This is a genomic window from Komagataeibacter xylinus NBRC 15237 (assembly GCF_001571345.1).
Classification (GTDB): Bacteria; Pseudomonadota; Alphaproteobacteria; order Acetobacterales; family Acetobacteraceae; genus Komagataeibacter; species Komagataeibacter xylinus.
This window is the reverse complement of sequence record NZ_BCTP01000001.1, coordinates 175,104-196,956: the sequence shown is the minus strand read 5'-3', so window position 1 is coordinate 196,956 and position 21,853 is coordinate 175,104. Positions and strand designations below refer to the sequence as shown.

The 21,853-nt window shown below is 63.6% G+C and carries 16 protein-coding genes; 11 read left to right on the top strand and 5 right to left on the bottom strand.

What is annotated here, in order from left to right:
* The first annotated feature begins 135 nt into the window (after nucleotides 1-135).
* The 6 genes from ppdK (at nucleotide 136) to GXY01S_RS00855 (ending at nucleotide 10,065) form a co-directional block, all read left to right on the top strand.
* Nucleotides 136-2,811, top strand: a complete 2,676-nt coding sequence (ppdK, locus tag GXY01S_RS00880; RefSeq protein ID WP_061271493.1) for a pyruvate, phosphate dikinase — start codon at nucleotides 136-138, stop codon at nucleotides 2,809-2,811.
* 81 nt (nucleotides 2,812-2,892) lie between these two features.
* Complete coding sequence (locus tag GXY01S_RS00875) at nucleotides 2,893-3,759, top strand: pyruvate, water dikinase regulatory protein (RefSeq protein ID WP_061271492.1); 867 nt, start codon at nucleotides 2,893-2,895, stop codon at nucleotides 3,757-3,759.
* Nucleotides 3,760-3,973: 214 nt separating this feature from the next.
* Entirely contained in the window at nucleotides 3,974-5,419 is a 1,446-nt protein-coding gene (rfaE2, locus tag GXY01S_RS00870) for a D-glycero-beta-D-manno-heptose 1-phosphate adenylyltransferase (protein WP_061271491.1), read from the top strand.
* On the top strand, nucleotides 5,412-6,545 hold the full coding sequence (locus tag GXY01S_RS00865) for an AGE family epimerase/isomerase (protein WP_061271490.1): 1,134 nt from the start codon (nucleotides 5,412-5,414) through the stop codon (nucleotides 6,543-6,545). The genes rfaE2 and GXY01S_RS00865 overlap by 8 nt, the downstream gene beginning before the upstream one ends.
* 453 nt (nucleotides 6,546-6,998) lie before the next feature.
* A complete protein-coding gene (locus tag GXY01S_RS00860) occupies nucleotides 6,999-8,339 on the top strand; it encodes a B12-binding domain-containing radical SAM protein (protein ID WP_061271489.1) in 1,341 nt (446 codons plus the stop codon).
* 52 nt (nucleotides 8,340-8,391) lie between these two features.
* A complete protein-coding gene (locus tag GXY01S_RS00855) occupies nucleotides 8,392-10,065 on the top strand; it encodes an alpha-keto acid decarboxylase family protein (RefSeq protein ID WP_061271488.1) in 1,674 nt (557 codons plus the stop codon).
* 274 nt (nucleotides 10,066-10,339) lie between these two features.
* On the opposite strand, the gene GXY01S_RS18460 is transcribed toward GXY01S_RS00855, so the two are convergent.
* The gene (locus tag GXY01S_RS18460; protein ID WP_165165576.1) at nucleotides 10,340-10,882 is read right to left on the bottom strand and encodes a hypothetical protein; all 543 of its coding nucleotides are present in this window, start codon (nucleotides 10,880-10,882) and stop codon (nucleotides 10,340-10,342) included.
* A 165-nt stretch (nucleotides 10,883-11,047) separates the two neighbouring features.
* On the opposite strand from GXY01S_RS18460, the gene GXY01S_RS00850 reads away from it, so the two are divergent.
* From GXY01S_RS00850 to GXY01S_RS00840, 3 genes are all read left to right on the top strand, one after another.
* Nucleotides 11,048-12,274 carry an MFS transporter gene (locus GXY01S_RS00850; RefSeq protein ID WP_061271487.1) on the top strand — a complete coding sequence of 409 codons (1,227 nt, stop codon included), beginning with the start codon at nucleotides 11,048-11,050 and terminating at the stop codon, nucleotides 12,272-12,274.
* A gap of 146 nt (nucleotides 12,275-12,420) precedes the next feature.
* Nucleotides 12,421-13,689: an acyl-CoA dehydrogenase family protein gene (locus tag GXY01S_RS00845; RefSeq protein ID WP_061271486.1), complete on the top strand. Its 1,269-nt coding sequence runs from the start codon at nucleotides 12,421-12,423 to the stop codon at nucleotides 13,687-13,689.
* 123 nt (nucleotides 13,690-13,812) lie between these two features.
* Complete coding sequence (locus GXY01S_RS00840; protein WP_061271485.1) at nucleotides 13,813-14,814, top strand: asparaginase; 1,002 nt, start codon at nucleotides 13,813-13,815, stop codon at nucleotides 14,812-14,814.
* 77 nt (nucleotides 14,815-14,891) lie between these two features.
* Here GXY01S_RS00840 and GXY01S_RS00835 read toward each other — a convergent pair whose 3' ends face one another.
* Nucleotides 14,892-16,034, bottom strand: a complete 1,143-nt coding sequence (locus GXY01S_RS00835) for a hypothetical protein (protein ID WP_061271512.1) — start codon at nucleotides 16,032-16,034, stop codon at nucleotides 14,892-14,894.
* Nucleotides 16,035-16,222: 188 nt separating this feature from the next.
* A complete protein-coding gene (locus GXY01S_RS00830) occupies nucleotides 16,223-17,677 on the bottom strand; it encodes an amino acid permease (protein WP_061271484.1) in 1,455 nt (484 codons plus the stop codon).
* A 398-nt stretch (nucleotides 17,678-18,075) separates the two neighbouring features.
* Here GXY01S_RS00830 and GXY01S_RS00825 point away from each other — a divergent pair, with 398 nt between their 5' ends.
* On the top strand, nucleotides 18,076-18,948 hold the full coding sequence (locus GXY01S_RS00825; RefSeq protein ID WP_242501353.1) for a hypothetical protein: 873 nt from the start codon (nucleotides 18,076-18,078) through the stop codon (nucleotides 18,946-18,948).
* Between the two features lie 69 nt (nucleotides 18,949-19,017).
* On the opposite strand, the gene GXY01S_RS00820 is transcribed toward GXY01S_RS00825, so the two are convergent.
* Nucleotides 19,018-20,274: a hypothetical protein gene (locus tag GXY01S_RS00820; protein WP_061271482.1), complete on the bottom strand. Its 1,257-nt coding sequence runs from the start codon at nucleotides 20,272-20,274 to the stop codon at nucleotides 19,018-19,020.
* Between the two features lie 277 nt (nucleotides 20,275-20,551).
* On the opposite strand from GXY01S_RS00820, the gene GXY01S_RS16890 reads away from it, so the two are divergent.
* Entirely contained in the window at nucleotides 20,552-21,208 is a 657-nt protein-coding gene (locus tag GXY01S_RS16890) for a histidine phosphatase family protein (RefSeq protein WP_082770658.1), read from the top strand.
* On the opposite strand, the gene cobS is transcribed toward GXY01S_RS16890, so the two are convergent.
* A complete protein-coding gene (gene cobS / locus GXY01S_RS00805; RefSeq protein ID WP_242501352.1) occupies nucleotides 21,105-21,851 on the bottom strand; it encodes an adenosylcobinamide-GDP ribazoletransferase in 747 nt (248 codons plus the stop codon). The genes GXY01S_RS16890 and cobS overlap by 104 nt on opposite strands.
* Nucleotides 21,852-21,853 lie beyond the last annotated feature (2 nt).

Sequence of the window (21,853 nt, the reverse complement as noted above, 5' to 3'; positions counted from 1 at the left end):
TTGCCCGTGCTGGTTAAATTCACTGCCCGGACCTGCCAACAACAAACAATATTAAAAAGCACGGTCGTCTGTTTCACCCTGTGCCGGAGCAGGCGTCATCCTTTGACAGACGGACGTGCGTAGGAACGAACAGACATGACCAAATGGGTTTATAGCTTCGGAGATGGCCTGAACGAAGGGCGCGCGGAGATGCGCAACCTTCTGGGTGGCAAAGGCGCCAACCTGGCGGAAATGGCGGCCAATGGCCTGCCCGTGCCGCCCGGCTTCACCATTACAACGGAAGTCTGTTCGGCCTTTTATGAAAATGGCCGGAAATATCCCGATGACCTGCGCGCCCAGGTTGCCGATGCGCTGGCGCGGGTTGAAAAATCCATGGGCCTGCGCTTTGGCGATGCCGCGGCCCCGCTGCTGGTCTCGGTGCGCTCGGGCGCGCGCGTGTCCATGCCGGGCATGATGGATACCGTGCTCAACCTCGGCCTCAATGACGAGACGGTGGAAGGTCTTGCCCGCTCCTCCGGCGATGCCCGCTTCGCATGGGACAGCTACCGCCGCTTCATCCAGATGTACGGCTCGGTGGTGATGGGCGTGCCCCACCATCACTTCGAGGACGTGCTCGAGCAGTTCAAGCGCGCCAGCAAGGTGGAAGACGACACCGCCATCACGGCAGAGCAGTGGCGCACCATTGTGGCCGATTACCGCCACCTCATCAGCACCCATGCCGGCACCGAATTCCCCACCGACCCGCAGGACCAGCTCTGGGGCGCGATCGGGGCGGTGTTCGGCTCGTGGATGAACCCGCGCGCCAACACCTACCGCAGGCTGCACGAGATCCCGGCCTCATGGGGCACGGCGGTCAACGTGCAGTCCATGGTGTTCGGCAACATGGGCGAGGACTGCGCCACCGGCGTATGCTTCACGCGTGATCCGTCAACGGGCGAGAACATCTTCTACGGCGAATACCTCATCAACGCGCAGGGCGAGGATGTGGTGGCGGGCATCCGCACGCCGCAGCCCATGGCGTGCGCGCGCGCCGAGGCGGGCCAGCACCCGATGGAAACCACCCTGCCGCAGGCTTACGCCGAGCTGATGCGTGTGCGCTCGGTGCTCGAAACCCATTACAAGGACATGCAGGACATCGAATTCACCGTCCAGCGCAATGTCCTCTACATTCTCCAGACCCGTAGCGGCAAGCGCACGGCTGCCGCAGCACTCAAGATCGCCATCGACATGGCGCGTGAAGGCCTGATCACGCAGGAGGATGCGATCCGCCGCGTGCCCGCCTCCTCGCTTGACCAGCTTCTGCACCCCACGCTCGACCCCAAGGCCGAGCGCGTGCAGCTCACGCGCGGCCTGCCCGCCTCGCCAGGGGCTGCTGCCGGTGCGGTCGTGTTCTCGGCTGAGGAGTGTGAAGCACGGGCGGCAAAGGGCGAGGATGTGATCCTGGTCCGTATCGAGACCTCGCCGGAGGACGTGCACGGCATGCATGCCGCCCGTGGCGTGCTCACCACCCGTGGCGGCATGACCTCGCACGCCGCCGTGGTGGCGCGTGGCATGGGCCGCGTGTGCGTGGCAGGCGCTGGCAGCATCCATGTCGATTACGCCGCCGGCACCATGACCATCGGCACGCATACCATCGCGCAGGGCGAGTGGATCACGCTTGATGGCGGCACGGGGGCTGTCTATCTGGGCCGCGTGCCCACCATAGCCCCCACCCTGTCCGATGATTTCAACACGCTCATGGGCTGGGCCGACAGCGTGCGCCGCCTTGGCGTGCGCGCCAATGCCGAAACGCCCGACGATGCCGCCACCGCCCGGCGCTTTGGCGCGGAAGGCATTGGCCTTGCCCGCACGGAGCACATGTTCTTCGGCCCTGATCGCATCGGCCTCGTGCGCCAGATGATCATTGCCGATGACGAACTGGTGCGCCAGAAGGCCATTGCGGGGCTGCTGCCTTTCCAGCGTGATGACTTCGCCAGCCTGTTCCGCATCATGGCCGGGCTGCCGGTAACCGTGCGCCTGCTCGACCCGCCGCTGCACGAATTCCTGCCGCATGCGGAAGCCGAGATGGTCGAAGTGGCGCAGGCGCTGGGCAAGAGCGTGGAAGAGGTGCGTGCCCGGTGCGCGGCGCTGGCCGAGACCAACCCGATGCTGGGCCACCGAGGCTGCCGCCTTGGCCTGACCAGCCCGGAAATCTATGCCATGCAGGTGCGCGCGCTGATCCAGGCCGCCGTGATCGTGGAGAAGGAACTCGGCAAGCCCATCCGCCCCGAGATCATGATCCCGCTGGTGGCAACGCAGGCCGAACTGGCCACTACCCGCCGCGCTGCCGAAGACGAGATCGCCCGCGTGCTGAAGGAAGAGGGCACCAACCTCAACTATTATATTGGCACCATGATCGAACTGCCGCGTGCCGCCATCCAGGCGGACAGGATTGCGGAATATGCCGATTTCTTCTCGTTCGGCACCAACGACCTGACCCAGACCACCTTTGGCCTGTCGCGTGATGATGCGGGTTCGTTCCTGCCTTATTATGTCGATAACGGCCTGCTGCCGCGCGACCCGTTCGTGTCCATCGACCGTGATGGCGTGGGCGCGCTCGTGCGCCTTGGCGTGGAGCGGGGGCGGCAGACCAGCCCCGACCTCAAGCTGGGCATCTGTGGCGAGCATGGTGGCGACCCGGATTCCATCGCGTTCTTTGAGGAAGTCGGGCTGGACTATGTATCGTGCTCGCCCTTCCGCGTGCCGGTGGCCCGCCTTGCGGCGGCTCAGGCCGCCCTTGCCACCCGCAGCAAGGTTGGCAACCCCGCCTGACGCCGCCTTGTGGTGGCATAGATACTGAAAAAATGGCGCGTCGCCTGCCTCATGGCTGCGGCGCGCCTGTCAGGCAGGACAATGAGCGAAAAGCCGATCATCCTGCATCTTGTATCCGAGGCGACGGGACAGGCGCTCGAGGCGGTGATGCGCGCCTGTGGCGCCCAGTTCCAGGATGCCGAGTTTGCCCTGCGTAACTGGAACCTCGTGCGCACGCGCGTGCAGGTTGGCCGCGTGCTGGCCGGGATCAGTCACGAGCCGGGGCCGGTCCTGTCCTCGCTCACATCACCCGAATTGCAGACCATGCTGCGGGTGGGGTGCGCGCGCCTTGGGGTGCAGGTCAAGAACATCCTTGATGGCACGATCCATTTCCTTGAACAGCAGACCGGCATCCCCGCCGAGCGCCACCCCGGTGGCCAGTACGTGATGGATGACAGCTACCGCCGCCGCATTGATGCAATGCAGTATGTCATTGCCCATGATGACGGGCAGAAGACAACCGACCTCACCCGCGCGGAGGTGGTGCTTGTGGGTGTGTCGCGCACATCCAAGACGCCCACCTGTTTCTATCTGGCCAACCGGGGCATCAGGGCTGCCAATATTCCGCTGGTGCCGCATGCGCCGCTGCCTGCGGGGCTGGAACATTTTCCCGGCCTTGTGGTGGGCCTGACCATCGATGCGCATACCCTGCTTGAAATCCGTCGCTCCCGCGTGGGCATGATGCTGCCGGGCCGCTCCATTGCGGCCCCCGGCATGTCGGAAACATCGGTCAAGCCCTATATCGACCCGGTCAACGTGCAGGAGGAACTGCTCTGGGCGCGGCGGCTGTGCACGCGGCATAAATGGCCGGTCATAAACGTCACCCACCGCTCGGTGGAGGAAACGGCGGCCGCCATCATCGACATGCTCGAGCATGACGGCGCCAGCAGCATCCTGCCTGCCGTTTAAGGCGTGAAATAGAAGTTTTTGGTGAAGCTGTTTGCAAAAAGCTTCAGAAAAAGCCGCCTTTTTGAAAAAAGGCGGCACCCAGAAACTTTTATCCTTTTCGAAATCCGCCCGGGGCAGGCAGCATCCAGTCCGGGCGACGTGACAGATACGCCGCCATATCCTATTGCTGCGGTAGCGCGTGTGCCTGCCTTTTTTCTGTCCTGATGGATCATGGATGATTGATACACTCACACCCGGCCGGATTGTTGTCGTGGGTGATCTTCTGCTGGATCGTTACATTACCGGCTCGGTCAACCGGATCTCGCCCGAGGCCCCGGTGCCCGTGCTGCTGCATGCGCGCGAGCACGCAACGCCGGGGGGCGCTGCCAATGTCGCGGCCAACGCGGCAGCCCTTGGCGCTCCGGTCAGCCTGATCGGGGTGGCGGGTGCTGATGGCGCGGCCCGTACCCTGCGTGAAAAACTGGCCGCGTGGCCCGGCATCGACACGGGCGGATGGGTGATCGACCCCGCATGGACCACCATCACCAAGACCCGCATCCTTGGCGGGCAGCAGCAGATCATCCGCATTGATGAGGAAATTCTCGCCCCCTTCCGCGCCGAAACCAATGCCCGCCTGCTTGCCGCGGTTGACGCGGCCCTGCCGGGCGCGCGCGTGCTGGTGTGCTCGGATTACGCCAAGGGCGTGCTGTCCGATGAGGTGATAGGGGGCATCATGGCGCGGGCGGCAGCGGCCAGCGTGCCCGTGATCGTGGACCCCAAGCGCCCGACATTCGGTATTTACACAGGGGCCGCGCTGATTACGCCCAACCGCGCCGAGATCAGCCGCGCCACCCTCCTGCCCACCGACACCGATGCGCAGGTGGAGGCGGCGGCGCGTGCCGCCAGCAGCCAGTTTGGCGGCGATGTGCTGGTTACGCGCTCCGAGCAGGGCATGTCGCTGTGGCAGCGCGCGGGCAGTGTACGGCATGTCTCGGCCCAACGCTCGGAGGTGTTTGATGTGTGCGGCGCGGGCGATACGGTGGTGGCGACCATCGCCACCATGCTCTCCGCCGGGCTGCCGCTCGAGACGGCGGTGGTCATCGCCACCACGGCGGCGGCGATCTCGGTCAGCAAGCATGGCACGGCCACTGTCTCGCGCCACGAACTGCAACACGCCCTGAACGGCGAAACCACGGGCCACGGCAACCTTGTCAGCCTGGGCGAGGCCACGCGCATCGTGGCGGACTGGCGGCGGCATGGCGCGCGCATCGTGTTTACCAATGGCTGTTTTGACCTGTTGCATCCCGGCCATATCGCCCTGCTGCGGGGTGCGGCCCGGCAGGGCGACAGGCTGGTGGTGGCGCTGAATACCGATCGCTCGGTTGCAGCCCTCAAGGGGCCGTCGCGCCCGGTTCAGGATGAGCATGCGCGGGCCACCGTGCTCGGCGCCCTGCGTGATGTGGACCTTGTGGTGCTGTTTGATGAAGAGACGCCCATCAAGGCCATCGAGGCCCTGTGCCCGGATGTGCTGGTCAAGGGCGCGGACTACACCGAGGATCAGGTGGTGGGTGCGCCCTTTGTGCGCGGTTATGGCGGCCGCGTGGCCCTGATTGACCTGATTGATGGCCGCTCGACCACATCGCTGGTCCGGCGCGCGGGGGCGGGGCAGGCCAATGGGTGAGCAACCCGCCGGGGGGCTGCGGCACTGGCTGGCGCAGGCCGCCCTGCCGTTATGGATCGAGGCGGGTTTCGACCCCGCACGCCAACTGTTCCATGAGCGGCTGGGCTTTGACGCGGTGCCGTGCAACCCGCCCGCCCTGCGGCTGATGGTGCAGGCCCGGCAGATCGCGACCTATGTGCGGGCCGCCGATGATGGCCATAGCACTGCCGGGGCCACGGCGCTGGCCTGCATGGCGGAGGTACGCAGGCGCTACTGGCGGGCGGATGGCGCGCCGGGCTGGGTCTTTTCGCTCGGCCCCGATGGCACCCCGGCGGATACACGGCGTGATCTTTATGCCCATGCCTTCATTCTTTATGCCTGCGCGTGGTCATACCGGCTGTCAGGCGAGCGGACATGGCTGGAGACGGCGCGGCAGACGGTGGATGAAATAACCACCCTGTTCGGCACGCCGCAGCCCGGCGGTTATCTTGATACCGTGCCGGGGCAGGATGGCTTTCGCCGCCAGAACCCGCATATGCACCTGCTTGAAGCCTTTCTCGCGCTGGCTGAAGTCGGCGGCGGGGAGATGTATCTCGATCACGCCCGCGCCCTTGCGGTGCTGGGCATGCGGCATTTCATGCTGCCTGGTGGCGCGGTAGGCGAACTGTTCACGCCGCTGTGGCAACCGGCCGCGTCTTTGGGCCAGAACCGGACCGAGCCGGGCCATGTGTTTGAATGGGCGTGGCTGCTGGCGGAATATGGCCGCCTTGCGGGTGAGGAGGCGGACTCGCCCTTCCTGCGCGCATCGGCGCGGTTGCATGCGTTTGGCATGCGCCATGGCGTGTGCCCCGATACGCTGGCCGTGTGCGATGCGGTGACCGATCACGGCGCGTCGCTCGAAGCCACGACGCGCATCTGGCAGCAGACCGAATTCATCCGCCAGCTTGCCCGCCGCGCGGCAGGGGGCGATGGGGTGGCGGAAAACCTGCTGGCCCCGGCCTGCGCCCGTTTTGCACGTGCTTACGTGCCGCCCCGGTTGCGCGGTGGCTGGTTTGACCGGCTGGGGGCGGATGGCGCGCCGCTTGATGGCTACATGCCCGCGAGTTCGCTGTACCATATTTATGGCGCCGTACGCGAAATCAGGTAAGGCAACAGCCTGTCAGCCTCATGACGTTTGCGGAAAAAGCCAGCACCTGGCTGGCATTTCCTGATTGCCGAAGATGATGGGGATCTATGGATCAACGCGCAGCCTGATGCTGAGTGAGGTCACGAGGCCCGTGCCATAAGGCGCGGGCCTTTTTGCATGCAGGGTCGCAGGCATGCAGCAGACTTAAACCTGATATGTGGTCTGTTTCAAGTCGCGGAGAGGTGGTTGGTAGTAAGTAAAACATAATAAATAATAAACAAGTAATAAAAAATCTGTTCAATAAATAATAATGCAAATTTTTAATATATGAAATATGCATACTCTATATGATCGATTCTGAATATGATTGTGTTTACTGCGCGTGGTGGACATGAGGGACAAAAACCGTACGATATGCCTGACAGTTATTTGTCCAGCATATTTCCTTCACATCCCGGTCCATGGAGTTGAAGCATGTCCAAGGCAGATCTCAAACTGCTGATCATCCAGCCATCGCATTATCGTTCCAAGACCGACCGGACCATTTTCAAGACCCGGCGGCGGCAGATGGTGCCGCTGGCCCTGCCTTATCTTGCAGCCCTCACGCCGCGTGAATGGACCGTCACCCTGCTGGACGAGCAACTGGAGGACATCAATTTCGAGGTGCCGGTCGATGTGGTGGCACTCAGCGCCTGGACGCTGCATTCCCCCCGCGCATACGATATTGCCGCCGAGTTCCGCAGGCGCGGGGTCAAGGTCATCATGGGTGGCCCGCATGTGTTCTTCTATGCCGAGGAGGCAGCCGAACATTGTGATGCGGTGGGCGTGGGCGAGGCCGAGCCCATCTGGCGCACCATGCTCGAGGATGCGGCGGCCGACCGGCTGCAAAAGATCTACCGCGCCACGCCGCTCAAGGAACTCAATGACCTGCCGCCCCCGCGCTACGACCTGCTGGACCTGAAGAAATTCGGCCCCTTCCGCACCTTTGCCGTGCAGTCCTCGCGCGGGTGCCCGTTCGTGTGTGATTTCTGTTCGGAGCGGTTTTATCTTGGCGGGCGCTTCCGCTGGCGGCCGGTTGACCAGATGGTGGCCGAGCTTGAGCGCATCAAGGACAAGGGCAGCCACTTCTTTTTTGGCGAGAGCAATTTCGGCGGCAAGAAAAGCCGGGCCATGGAACTGATGGAAGGGCTGGTGCCGCTCAGGATCCGCTGGTCCACGCTGTGGTCGTCCAACCTGTGCCTTGATACGAACTTCCTCGACCTTGCCCGGCGCAGCGGGGTCATGCATGTCAATATCGGCATCGAGAGCATTGACGAGGAAATGCTGCAGGGCATGAAGAAGGGCTGGAACAAGGCCAGCCGTTATGGCGAGATGTTCGACAACCTGCGCAAACGCGACATCAGCTACTCGCTCAACTTCATCTTCGGCTACGACAACGAACACCCCGATGTGTACGAGGCGACGCTCTCCTTCCTCGAGGCGCACAAGGTGCCTGCGGCCTATTTCAATATCCTGACCCCCACCAAGGGCACGGCCCTGTTCGAGCGGATGAAGAAGGCGGGCCGCATCATCGACCCCGAGGATATCGACCGCTGGCCCGGCCAGGTCTGCCATATCTGGCCCAAGAACTGCACGCCGGGGCAGATGGAGCAGCGCATTCAGGGCATGTACCGCAAATTCTACAGCATGCGCTCCATGGTGCATCGCCTGCCCTTCCCGCGCACGCGCTCGGACATGTCATCATGGATCCTGAACATGACGGAACGCCGCATGGCCTTTTCATCCACCGGAAACAATGATTTTGATATCTATTGACTTCGTCCCCGCCAATTTCGGCGGGGGTGGCAACAGATAGGGGAAAGACGGCATGCGCGGATCAATCGGTAGTATGCTGCTGGACCGGCTCCGGCATCTTGGTGTTTCGCGTATTTATGGCGTCCCCGGTGATTACAATCTGGAATTCCTGGAACTCATCGAGCAGACGCCAGGTATTGAGTTCGTCGGCACCTGCAATGAACTCAATGCGGCCTACGCGGCTGATGGCGATGCGCGGCTCGCTGGCATCGGGGCGGTGCTGGTCACCTATGGGGTGGGCGACCTGTCATGCCTTTCCGCCGTGGCGGGCGCGAGTGCCGAGGGCGTGCCGCTGGTCGTGATTTCGGGCATGCCGCCGTGGCATGCCATCCAGTCGCGCGCACTGGTGCATCACACCCTGGCCGATGGCAATTATGACAACGTGCTGAACTGCTACCGGCAGTTCACGGTCGCCTGCGCGCGGCTCAACCCCGCCACCGCCGTGGCCGAGACCGACCGCGTGCTGCAGGCGGTGCAGGCGTTGCGCCGCCCGGTCTATATCCAGTTCCCGTCCGATATCTGTTATGTGGCGGTTGACGTGCCGCCGCCGCCCACGGTGGCTGCGGTGTCCGACCCCGGCCTGCTGGCCCGGGCCGCGGAGCAGGTGGTCCGGCGCATCAGCCAGGCCCGCAAGCCCGTGGTGCTGATCGATGCCATGGTGCGCCAGTATGGGCTGCGCGAACGCGTGCAGGCGCTGTGCACCACCTTCGGCATTCCTTATGCCGCGCTGTCCACCGCGCGCACGCTGTTGCCTGAATCCGGGCCCGAATGGCTGGGGCAGTACGGGGGCGCTGCCTCCGCCCCGGCTGTTGCGGATTACGTGCAGGCCGCCGATTGCGTGATTGCGCTGGGGGTGCGGTTTGTTGATTCCACGTCAGGCTATTTCTCGCAGCAGATCGCGCCGGGGGCGATGGTGGATGTGCAGCCCTTCAGCCTGACCTGCAATGGCGAGAACATTCAGGGCATTACGGCCGCCGACCTGCTGGACAGCGTGCACCAGCGCCTGGCCAGCGTGCGCATGGCGCGGCCCGAACGGATTGCACCTCCCGCCGCCCCCACGGCACCCGCGCCGCAGGGCGAAGGCTGGGCGCAGGCCCCGTTCTGGCGCCGGGTCGAATCCTTCCTGCAACCGGCTGACGTGGTGGTGGCCGATAACGGTTCCTCCATGACGGCCATGCTGCATGCGCGCCTGCCGGCAGGGTGCAGCCTGCTGGTGCAGCCGGTGTGGGCTGCGATCGGCTATTCGCTGCCCGCAAGCCTTGGCGCATGCCTTGCCCGGCCCGAGCGGCGGCATGTGCTGTTTATTGGCGATGGCTCCTTTCAGATGACCGTGCAGGAACTCTCCACCCTGCTGCGCCATGAGGCCAATATCACCATCTTTCTCATCAACAATGGCGGCTACACCATCGAGCGCATGATCCTTGGCCCGCAATCGGCCTATAACGACATCGCCAACTGGCGTTATGCCGACCTGCCGCAGGTCTTTGACCCGGACAGGGCGCCACGTACCTTCAGGGTGGCCAGCATGGATGAACTCGAAACCGCGCTGGACCAGGCAGCGGCCCATAAGGGCGTGAACTTTATCGAGGTGCTGTTCACCCCCATGGATGCCCCGGCGGGTATGGCTAAAATGGGGGCGGCGGTGCGGCGCTATGATTATGGAATCGATCTGCCCGACCAGACCTGATCGGGGCTGCTGCGCGCAGGCAGGTCACTTTTTTGCCTTTGGGGAAAAATGACCTGTTTTTATGCTGGACGGGTGCTTCAACGCAGGCTATTGAAAATAAGACAGTTTTTTCAGGCCTGCGTCTGATGTGGCCTGAAACGGGCTAGCGTGGCCCGAAATCGGGTCCATCAACGAGTCAGATAGTTCACGAAATCGTGATAATACAAGATTAAATATTGTGCACTTGCACAGATTTTAATCTGGCCTCGTGCCCCTCTGATGAGGCGCGAGGCCATTATGCTGCTTTGTGCGGCACAGTTTTTCCAGGCATCGGGAAAAGGATCAGGGCGGTCGTGAGGTTATGCGCATTTATTGAACAATAATAATATGCCGATACTGTAATGGTCTGCTGGTTATCGCCAACTGTTCCAGATTTTTTATTGCCTGTATTTCGGTTCTGGTGTTCCTTCCGTCTCACCAACACGACACCGAAGGAACTGAAAACATGTTTATTGAAAACATCAGCACCATGATTGCCCACTCCGTTGACGCCATGTCCTCCCTGACCATGGTTGCTTTCCTGCCCATGATCGCTGCCCTGATGATCGCTACCATCGTGTCCGATCGCGCTGCCTGAGCTGTGGGGTTTCTGTCCTGATACCCCTGCCGCCGGAATTCCCGCATTAATGTGGGAATGGCCGGCAGCCAGCAGGCAAAAAGAATGACCATGACAGGCGCTGCGGCGTCTTTTTTTGTGCCCGGTGTTCTGCCTGACCGGCCATGAAGGCCCTGCCTGCGCCGGCCGGGTAACAACGCATAATTTGTCAAAAAACGTCATGAAACGCCGCATCAGGCGTTTACCGCCCCTTTTGCACGCATGGTTTCAGCGCGGGCTGAAATACATCGCCTGGCGGGGCTTGTCGGCATGTCAGCATGGGTGTAACGGCGCGCAACCGATCGCGTGCGGCACGCACGCTTTACTCCATTCATCCAGAGCATATGCATGACACAGACAATGATCCATGACCGTGGAGGGGCTCCCGCGCCCGTGCGCCATGTTGGCAGCCCCGGTCTGATCTTTTTTATTCTCGCCCTTGGCGGCTTTGCCATCGGCACGGCTGAATTCGCGGCCATGAGCCTCGTGCCCATGATCTCGGCAGGCATGCATGTAACCGTGCCCCAGGCGGGCCACGCCATCGAGGCCTATGCCGCGGGCGTGTGCGTGGGCGCGCCGCTCATTGCCATGCTGGGGGCCAGATGCAGCCGCAAATACCTGCTGATCGGCATGATGGTGCTCTATATCATTGGTAATGGGCTGACAGCCCTTGCCCCCAATTACCTGTGCCTGCTTTTGTGCCGCTTCATCAGCGGGCTGCCGCATGGGGCCTATTTTGGCACGGCGGGGATTGTCGCCTCCGCCCTCGTGCCTGAAAACCGCCGCACGCAGGCCGTGGCCCGCGTGGTGCTGGGCCTGACCATCGCGACCATTGGCGGCGTGCCCATGGCCAACGGGCTGGGCATGCTGGTGGGGTGGCGCTGGGCGTTCGTGCTGATTGCGGGGCTGGCGCTGTGTACCATGCTGCTCATCATGCGCTTCGTGCCCACCGACCCGCCGCGCCCCAATGCCAGCGCCATGACCGAGGTCCGCGCCCTTAAAAACCGGCAGGTGTGGCTGACGCTGGGCATTGGCGTGGTGGGGTTTGGCGGCATCTTCTGTGTCTATACCTATCTCGCCTCAATCTTGCAGGAGGTCACGCATGCGCCTGCCTACATGACGCCCGTGCTGCTGGCGGTGTTTGGCGTGGGCATGACGGTGGGCACCATGACCTGCGCGTGGGCGGCCGACCACAAGATGATGCCCACCATTGGGGGAACACTTCTGGTCAATGCGGCAGCGCTCGCGGGTTTTCCCGGTTCGGTGCATTCCGTGTGGAGCATGATGCCCATCGTGTTCCTGATTGGCTGTGGCGGAGGATTAGGCACGGTCATCCAGTCGCGCCTGCTCAGTGTGGCGGTGGATGCGCAGGCGCTGGCGGCGGCCATGAACCAGAGCGCCTTCAACATGGCCAACGCCATTGGCCCCTGGCTGGGCGGCATGGCGATCAGTGCCGGGCTGGGCTGGGAATCCGTGGGCTGGGTGGGTAGTTGCCTGGCCATGGGCGGCTTCGTGATCTGGCTGCTGACGCTGAGCGATATCCGCGCTGCCGCCCGCAGGCAGGCCGGTGGCTGACCGGTGTAAGGGTTTTTGGTGAAGCTTTTTGCAAAAAGCTTTGAAAGAACGACGCCTTTTTGAAAAAAGGCGGCACTCGGAAACTTCTGTTATTTTAAAAAGAGAGGGATGGTTGATGCCCCGCGCCATCCTTCCTATCGTGCCGCATGAGCATTCCATCGGCACAGGCCCCGTGCCTGCCCCCGCTGTTAGGTGACCTGTTTCCCGCCCGCCCCGTGCAGGGTGAAGCGGGTGCGGTGCTGCTGCGGGCGCAGGCGGTGATTGACACCGTCATCGCCCCCACGGCAGCGCAGCGTGACCGCGAAGGTGGCTACCCCCACCAGGCCATGGCGGCGCTGAAGGCCACCGGCGTGCTGGCCCTTGCCGTGCCACGCGCCTGGGGTGGGCTTGGGGTGACACAGGCGCTCTCGCTCGAATTCATGCTGCGCCTTGCCGTGGCGGACCCCGCCATTGCCCAGATCTACAAGGTGCATGACGATCTGGTGCGCGAGATCTTTGTCTATGCGCCCGCAGCGCTCAGGCCCGTGCTGGCGCGCCGCATCGTGCATGAGCACGTCATTCTCGGCATGGCCGTGGCCGAGAACGGGCGCAGGGCGGACAGTTTCATGCAGACACTGGCCCGGCCAGGTCATGCTGGCACGCATGTCGTGTCAGGCCGCAAGATCTATGCCACCGGGGCCTCGGGCGCGGACCTTGTGGCCGTCTCCTCCTTCGATCCCGTGCGGGCGCAGCAGGCGGGGGGGAGCGTGCGCGCGGGCGTGCGCATGGACCTCGTGCCGCGTGGGGCGGCGGGGCTGCGCTTTCACCATGACTGGAACCGCATGGGCCAGCGCGCGACCGATTCCGGCACCGTGACGCTGGAGAATGTCGTGGTCGATGATTTCTGGAACGCCCTGGCCCCCGATACCGCCCTGCCGCAGCATGTCGCCCTGCGTTTTCAGGCCGGTTTCAGCGCCATCCTGACCGGTATCGGCATTGGCGCGTTGCGGGCGGTCTGTGCCTTTGTGCCCGATCATGCCCGCCCGTGGGGGGCCGCAGGCGTGGACAGCGCGGATCAGGACCCCTATGTGCGCCGCCTGCTGGGCGAGATCGGGGCCGACCTGTTCGGTGCCTGGTGCAGCGTGGCGCAGGCGGGCCGCCTGCTTGACCAGCATGAGCAGGGCGAAGTGCCCCGCGCCATGGTGGCCATGGCCGCGAGTGCCGCGCGTTCGGTGGCCACGCGCGCGGCGCTGCGCGCGGCCAGTGAGGCACCGGCAGCGGCAGGCGCGCGGGGCACGGATGCAGCCCAAGGGCTGGACCGTTACTGGCGCGATGCCCGCACCCTGTCGCTGCATGACCCCGTGGATTGGAAAAATGCTGAAATCGGGCGCAACCTGCTGACGGGTTGGGTGCCGGAGCCGGGACCATATCAGTAAAAAACCAACAAAAGTATTTTTTTAAAAAGGCAGCACCCCGAAACTTCTGCTGGCGGGTTTGACAGGCGGCCTGCCTGCGTGATTGATCGCGCCCAGTATGCCTGAACCAGAAGGTGGAGCGGAATGCAGCGACCCGTCATAGCCATTATATCAACCGGCGGCACCATTGCCCGCCAGGCGATGGACCCGCGTGATACGGTCGATTATGCCGAGATTGGCACAAGCCTTGGCGGGGCCGACCTGCTTGCGGCCCTGCCCGAGGCCGTGCGGGCGCGCTTTGCGGTGCGGGGCATTCCCTTCTCCAGTTGCGACAGCGTGGAGATGACCCTGGAGCGGTGGTTTGAGCTGGCCAGCGTCATCAGCCACACGGTTGCAAGCCAGCCCGATCTGAGCGGCGTGGTCGTGACCCACGGCACGTCCTCGCTGGAGGAGGGCGCCTGTTTTCTCGATCTTGTGCTCGATGTGCCCTGTCCGGTGGTGGTGGTGGGCGCGCAGCGTCCGGCGAGCGCCATCAGCGCCGATGGTCCGGCCAACCTGTATGCCGCCCTGCTGGTGGCATCGGCCCCGCAGGCGGCCGGTCGCGGCGTGCTGGTGGTGGCCAATAACGAGATCCACGCCGCCCAGGAAGTGACCAAGGCTTCCACCTATCAGCTTGAAACCTTCCGCTCGCCCGATTTTGGTCCGCTTGGCATGATCGAGGCCAACCGGGTGTTTTTTGGGCGCGCAAGTGCCTACCGCCGGCATGTGGGCTGGCCACCCGCTTATGGCGCGGGCGGCGAAATCCCGCGTGTTGACATAACCTACAGCCATGCAGGCGCCGATGGCGTGGGCATACGCGCCTTTGTGCGCGCCGGTGCGCGTGGCCTCATCGCGGCAGGCATGCTGCCCGGCATGTGCACGCCCGCCGAGAACGCCGCCCTTGATGAGGCCGTGGCGGCGGGCGTTGTGGTGGTGCAGGCCAGCAGCGGGTATTGTGGCGGCGTGGTGCAGCGTCAGGAACTGTGCCAGCGCGGCCTGCTCGCGGCAGGCCACATGCGCCCCCGGCAGGCGCGCATCCTGCTCGCCCTCGCGCTCATGACCGGCGCGGATGCCGATGCCATCCAGGCTTTGTTCGACCGGCCTTGATCCAGGACTGTTTATGAATAAAAGTTTTTGGTGAAGCTTTTTTCAAAAAGCTTCAAAAATAATGCTTTCGGCGGCTGTCAGAACACGCTGTTGAAAGCAAATTGCGGCGAGATGACCTGCCCGGTGTTATGGCCTGCAAAAATGGCGGTCACACCGGCAATGATGCCAAAGCGTGGCGACCAGTTATATTCCACCGCAGGTGCGATCACCCAGTTACCCGAGGCCTGCCCCAGCACGTCCTGGTATTTGCCCTGTGCGTTATAGCCCCGCACCCGCGAGCCATTGGCCCAGTCGCGCGCCAGATCCATGGCGATGACCCATTTCTGGTTCACGCCATATTCCAGGGAGAAGCCGCTCTCGCCATACATGCCCGGATGCGCCAGCCCGCGAAACCCCGCCGAGGTGCCATAACTGCTGATATCGGCAATATGCGCCTGCGTCAGCGCGCGGCGAAAGGTGCCCCATGTGCGCAGCCGCAACTCGTGGTGGCCGGGCAGGGTGTAGGTGGACTGCTCGGTAAGCGCTACGCGGAAGGTGTAGGTGCCGGTGCCCACGCCATCTTCCGCGCGGCCCAGTTTTGTATAATCCCCGGAAGGAAAGGCCACGCCCACGAACAGGCTCAGTGCGGGAATGTAGCGCTTTGGGTCGGCATCAAGGTAGCGCCACATCACATCTACCGGCAGGTCGCCCATTTTCGTGCCGCTTGTCGTGCCGCCATAGCCACCATGCCGCCAGCCGTAGCTGATGGTGGGCGTCATCTGCAGGCTGATCGAATTGGTAATGGAATATTTGTAGAGCGTGAAGCTCGAGACCATGTGCGCCCGGTCTTTTATGGGGGCTGCCCGGCCCACGCTATCGAGGTTGCCTACCGGCTGGCTGTAGGCAAAATACGGCTCCCACGCAAACACGCCCTTCTTGGTCAGCGCGCCGGAGGGGGAGACGAGCGAGCCGGTGTACCACTGGGTGTAATGTTCGTTCACGCCCTGCGAGCCTGCCGCCGTGCCATTGCCCGTGCCTGCCGCCTGCGCGGATGAAAGGCTGGCGAGGGCAACAAGAAATGGAATCGCAACGAATAATATTGATTCCGGTGTCGGAATGTATGATGCTCTTCCACAGGGGCGGCCGGCGTCTTTTTCCCGTGCTGTCATGGCGCGGCGAGCGGATGCGGTGCCCAGCCTTGCGGCGTGGGCGCGTGTCAGGGAAATCATGGTTGAGGCCATTTCCTGCTCAGGGCGTCCCTGCATGCATGGCAGTGCATGCCGGGTCTTATGGGGTGTGGGGTCAGTGTTCGGGTGCCTGCTATACAAACTGCAGTCGCAGGGAAGGGATCAGGACATCACGACGGTGCTCCTCAGGCTGACAGACCAGTGAGACGGCGGGAGAATGGCAGTTCTCCCGCCGTTTTCTTTTATGGCGCGGTCATGCGCGGCGGCTCCTGCCCATCCTGCGGGGCCGGGCGCGCGGGGTTGAGGTATTTCCACCCCAGCACCAGCAGCACGGCCACGATCGACATGCTGGCAATGGTGTAGGTGCCATTGGGGTAGTCAAACAGCATCAGCATGAGCACGCCTGCCAGATAGGCCAGTGTCAGCCACGAGGTGAAGGGCGCGCCCGGCATTTCAAAACCCGATGAGGGCATGCGCCCGCTGCGTACTGCCTCGCGCAGCTTGATCTGGCTGAGCAGGATGAACCCCCAGGTGCTGATGATGCCGATCGCCGCCATGTTCAGCACGATCTCGAACACCTGCGAGGGCACGATGTAATTGAGCACCACGCCCACAAGGTAGACAGCAACCGTAAGCAGGATGCCGTTGGCGGGCACGGCGCTTGCATTCATGCGGGCCAGCGGCGCAGGAGCGGCGCCGCCAAGCGCCATGGCGCGCAGCACGCGCCCGGTGGAATACAGCCCCGAGTTGAGGCTGGACAGTGCGGCCGTAAGCACCACGATGTTCATGATCGTATCAATGCCCGGCACGCCAAGCGTCTCAAAAAACGTAACAAACGGGCTGGTGCCGCCGTGATAGGCGGTCCAGGGCAGCAGGTTGACCAGCAGCACCACCGACAGCACATAAAACAGGCCAATACGCCAGATCACGCTGTTGATGCTACGCGGCAGGACGGTGCGCACATCCGCGCACTCGCCCGCTGCGGTCCCGATCAGTTCTATGCCCGAATAGGCGAACACCACGCCCTGCACCAGCAGCAGGCTGGCAATCAGCCCATGCGGAAAGATGCCACCATTATCGGCAATCAGGTGCAGGCCGGTCTGGTGGCCGCCTACGGGCATGCGCACGCCCAGTATGATGCTGCCCGCCACGAGGAACAGGCATAGCGCCACGATCTTGATGAGCGAGAACCAGAACTCGATCTCGCCAAACCACTTCACGCCCACCAGGTTGAGTGTCGTGACCACGCATAGCGCCATGAGGGCGAAGACCCATTGCGGCACGAAGGCGAACGTGCCCCAGAAATGCATGTACAGCGCCACCGCCGTAATATCGACAATGCCGGTCATGGCCCAGTTCATGAAGGAAAGCCACCCGGCCACGAACGCCGCCTTCTCGCCCAGGAACTCACGCGTGTAGGACACGAAGCTGCCGCAGGTGGGGCGGTACATGACCAGTTCGCCCAGTGCGCGCATGATCAGGAACGAGAACATGCCGCACACCAGATAGACCAGCGCGAGTGAGGGCCCCGCCGCCTGCAGCCGCGAGCCCGCGCCAAGGAACAGCCCCGTGCCGATCGCGCCGCCTATGGCGATCATCTGGATCTGGCGGCTGCCCAGCCCCTTGTGATAGCCCTCGTCATCTTCCACTGGCAAAATGGGGGTGCTGTCTTCCTGCACGTGGTCCGGTATGCTCATGCTGTCGTCTCCGCCGTGGTCATCGCAGATGGGAGGGTGAAGGAAGGGGCCAGCCGGTTGTCTGGCGTGGCATTGTTCGGGGCAGGCCTAATACCATGTGCAAAAATTATGCAATTTTGCTGTATGGTGGGAACGGCTCGGTCCGGTCCGTGCAGATCTGGCCCTTTGGGGCAGAAGCCGTGCGGTGGGCAAAAAACAGAAAGAAATATCATGCAGCATCAAATGGTTGTTCTGTCGCGAACATTGTCAGACACGTTAACGGCTGACAAGCAAAGATGCCTTGATAAAAGCATTATGATTAAAAAATGAACATAATTTTCAAAGCTTTGGCAGAAAATGCATTATATTTAATCATGAAAGGGAGCCGTTTCCCCATGTCTGACCCGGAATCTGGCCCCGTGAGAGTCCGCATCACTGCCCTGATCGCGGCCCTGCTTGGCGCCATCATCATCCCGGTCGCGGCCCATGCCGATAACCAGCGTTTTGACGGTGGCGAACTGGCACACGATGCGCCGCAGTATTTCGTGCTGCGCCCCGATGACGCGGCCACCGCAATGCGGATGGGCGAGCTGCGCCTGTCTGAAAGCAGCATTGATTTCAGCAATGGCGAGCGGCTTGACGTCATGCCCGATCCGGGCGGGCGGGCGGGGCATCTGCTTTACCGGGTGGAATATGGGCAGAATCCCGTCATGCCGACGGGCAACCTGCTGTGCGCGGCGCCACTCAACCCGCTTTATCTTGATTTTGTAGCCCAGGGCGATGATGCCGCGCATTATGACATGACGCTGTACTGCAGTTCGCGCGTGGTGCCATTCCGCGCGATTGGCGCGGGAAAAAGCGCTGCCGTTTTTCATTACACCCGCGCCACCGATACGGTCTGGGCCCACAGCCCGGCCGAGAGCGGCTACCTGCATGGGGCGGTAGCGCAGTACTGCACCCGCCATCATGCGCATGACACGCAGGCGGCCTGTACCGCGCGCGAGGAATCAGCCTATGCCGCCATCATGACGCGCCAGATCGCCCCCCCGGTGCTCAAACAGTGCGCGTCCTATGTTACGGGCAGGCGCGAGCATGCGGGTTATGTCAGCTTTGCCGGGCTGCTCAACTGCGCGCGCCTGCACGATAGCAGGGCCGTGTTCGATTATTGCGCCGCCCGCATTACCGGGCAGAAGCGGGCGGATGACACAACCTTTTTTGACGCCACTCCGGCGCAGGCGGATGGCGCGGCGCTATGCTTCAACGCGCTCGCGGCCCGTCAGGCGCGCGATTAGGCCCGGACCTGACGGGCTTGCGCGGATACCGCGCTTGCGGCGCGCATGGCCGCATGCCTGTCCCGGCGTTCAGGCCACATCGGGCACTTCAATGCCCGAGACGAATTTGTAGATGTCTTCATGGTGCAGCAGGAAGATGCGGTGTTTCTTGCCCAGCAGCAGGGCTTCCTGCGTGTAGGGCGCGTTGGAGACGATGGCGCCAATATCGGCGCGGCTTTCGGTCTTTTCCTTGATGCCCTGCCAGATCACGTCATCATGCACGGGCTTCCGGTCGATCCAGCAATGTACCAGCATTTTCAGCCCGTTGCGGCTACAATGGATGACCGAGCCCAGGCCGGTGGCCACGGGGGGGCGGATTTCCCATCCCGCCTTTTCGATCCATTGCGAGCAGAAGGCCGCGTATTCCGCCTGGTTCATGTCCTGGTGGTATATGCCGGGCGTGAGCACGGTGGCGGAGGGCGCGCGGGCGGTATTGGCCGCAAGCGTGGTGAGGTGCGCGCATACCGTCTTGTGAATGGCAGGCCAGAGCGCGCTCTGCCCGTCACGCGCGAGCGCAGGCAGCAAGGTCGTGCGCGTGAAGCGCTCCACATGCGTGTTCCATGGCATGCGGCTTTGGGTCAGGGTGGCGGTGTTGGCGCCATCCTCGGCCTGCTGGTACCAGCGTGCGAGCATGGGGCGATGGCGCTCGGCCAGCTTCAGGCAGGTGCCGATGGCCTTGCGCCGCCGCGCCATGAGCCAGATCGCGCGCAGCACCCGCATCATGATCCAGCCGGCACCGGTAATGAGCATCAGCGTCAGGATGAGCGAGCCGAGTTTCTGGAAGCCGCGCGTCATGAAAAACAGGTCGGTCGGCAGCGGCGTTTCGCGGTTCTGCACGATAACGGGCGGGGCGGGCGGGGGCGCGTCATCGATGGCCTGCTGCTGCGGGCCTTCAGGGGTGGGGGTCTCGACCACGGCGGGCGCGGGGGGCGGCGTGACATGAACCGGCGCGGGCGCAGGCGCGCCGAGGGGCGTGATGTCACCGGTCATGAAATACAGCGGCGGCAGCCCCGGCACCGGCGGCACGCGGCGCATGAGCGGCAGGCCGTTGCGGTTGGCGATCTTTTCCCACTTCATGTCAGGGGTCACGGCATGGCAGTCGCCCTGCCTGAGCAGCGTTTTGCGCCACGCGGCGGGGTGCTGGGCAACCTGGGCGGCATCGGACAGGGCACGCAGGGCGGCATCATCCCCACAGGCAAGGGTGGGATGGGGCGCGCTGAACAGGCCCGCGGCGCTGGCGCTTGCAGGCAGCCACAGGAGCAGGCAGGCACTTGCCCATATGCGCATGATGCTCTTTATCCTTCCGGTCTGGTGAACTGGCTGGCGCAGACCCTGGGTATCAGCAAATCAAGATGTGTTAACGTGCAGATGCCGATATGCAGAATACGGTTGTTCTTGTAAACAGGCTTTATTTAGTCCTGTATGTTTGAATCTTGGTTTGGCGGAACACAGTGGCACAAAAAAGTGGCATGTCCTTATCGGGTATCTGCCCCCTTGCCGCTCTTATGGCGATGTTCACGAACATCGCGGATGCTCGGTGCGACATGTTGGAAAGCAGGAGCGGATGACTGACCGTTTTGCAGTGGTTCTGGCGCGCCATCCCGCCGTAACGGGCGCGGAAGGCGTGTGTTACGGCCAACACGACGTTGCCCTGGCCGAGGGTTGGGAGCGCATGGCCGACGGCCTGCGCACTGTCATGCAGGGGGTGGGGTGCCGGATTCTGTTCTCGTCTCCCGCGCGGCGGTGCCGCATGGTGGCGGAGCGGGTGGCGCAATTCATGAATCTGGACTTAAGGGTGGATTCACGTCTGCGTGAGATCAGCTTCGGGGAGTGGGAGGGGCGTCCCTGGAGCCGAATCTCGCGCGCGGCGCTCGATGCGTGGGCCGCGGATGTGAGCGGGTTTGCCCCTCCCGGCGGTGAAAGTGGCACCGCGCTGCGGGCCCGCGTGCGCCATTTCTGGACCGAGATGCACCAGCGCGGCCAGTCCTGCGCCATCATCACCCATGGCGGCCCGCTGCGCCTCATGCACGGCATGGTTCACGGCACGGCGGGCAACCTGCTTGCGCCCTCGCCGCCCATGGGGTCGGTGCGGGTGATCGAGCAGGGAAGTGCCGCGTTCAGCACAGGGCCGTCAGAACTGCGCATTCCGTCACGACTGCCGTTGCACCAAGAACGTCACCAGTCTGTCCGCCAAGTTGCCAGCGTGCAAGGCAGTACATAACCACGCTGGCCAGCAGGGACACGGCGCAGGCGGTGAGTGCCCCCGGCGCAGGCAGCACTATCGCGGGCAGTGCCACGGCAAGGCCCAGGCAGGCCACAAGTGCCGCGCGCGGCAGGCGGTCCATGGTGCTGGCCAGCCCATCACGCCGGGCGGGTGGCAGCCGCCACAGCACGCCCGCCATGGCGGCACGGGCCAGCGCCCCCGCAACCGGCAGGGCCAGCAGCGCGGTCGGCCCCGGCATGGCGGCGAGGGCGGTGATCCGCACCAGCAGGGCCACGACCAGCGCCATCACGCCATAACTGCCCACGCGGCTGTCGCGCATGATCTCGAGCTTGCGTGCCCGGTCGCGGCCACCGCCGCAGCCATCGGCCATGTCGGCCAGTCCATCTTCATGCAGCCCGCCGCATAGCAGCAGCAGGCCGCCCACGCACCAGCCCGCGGCGGGCAGGGGGGCAAGGCCAAGCCGCAGCCCCGCCCCGTAGGCCAGGGCCGCAAGCGCGTTGATGCCCGCGCCAATCAGGGGCCAGCACCATATCGAGCGTGTCATGCTGTAGGGCAGCCCGTCATGTGCCAGCCAGCCCGTGGGCAGGCGGGTCAGCAGCCCCAGCCCGCACACAAGATCGGCGCGCAGTCGGGCCGTCATGC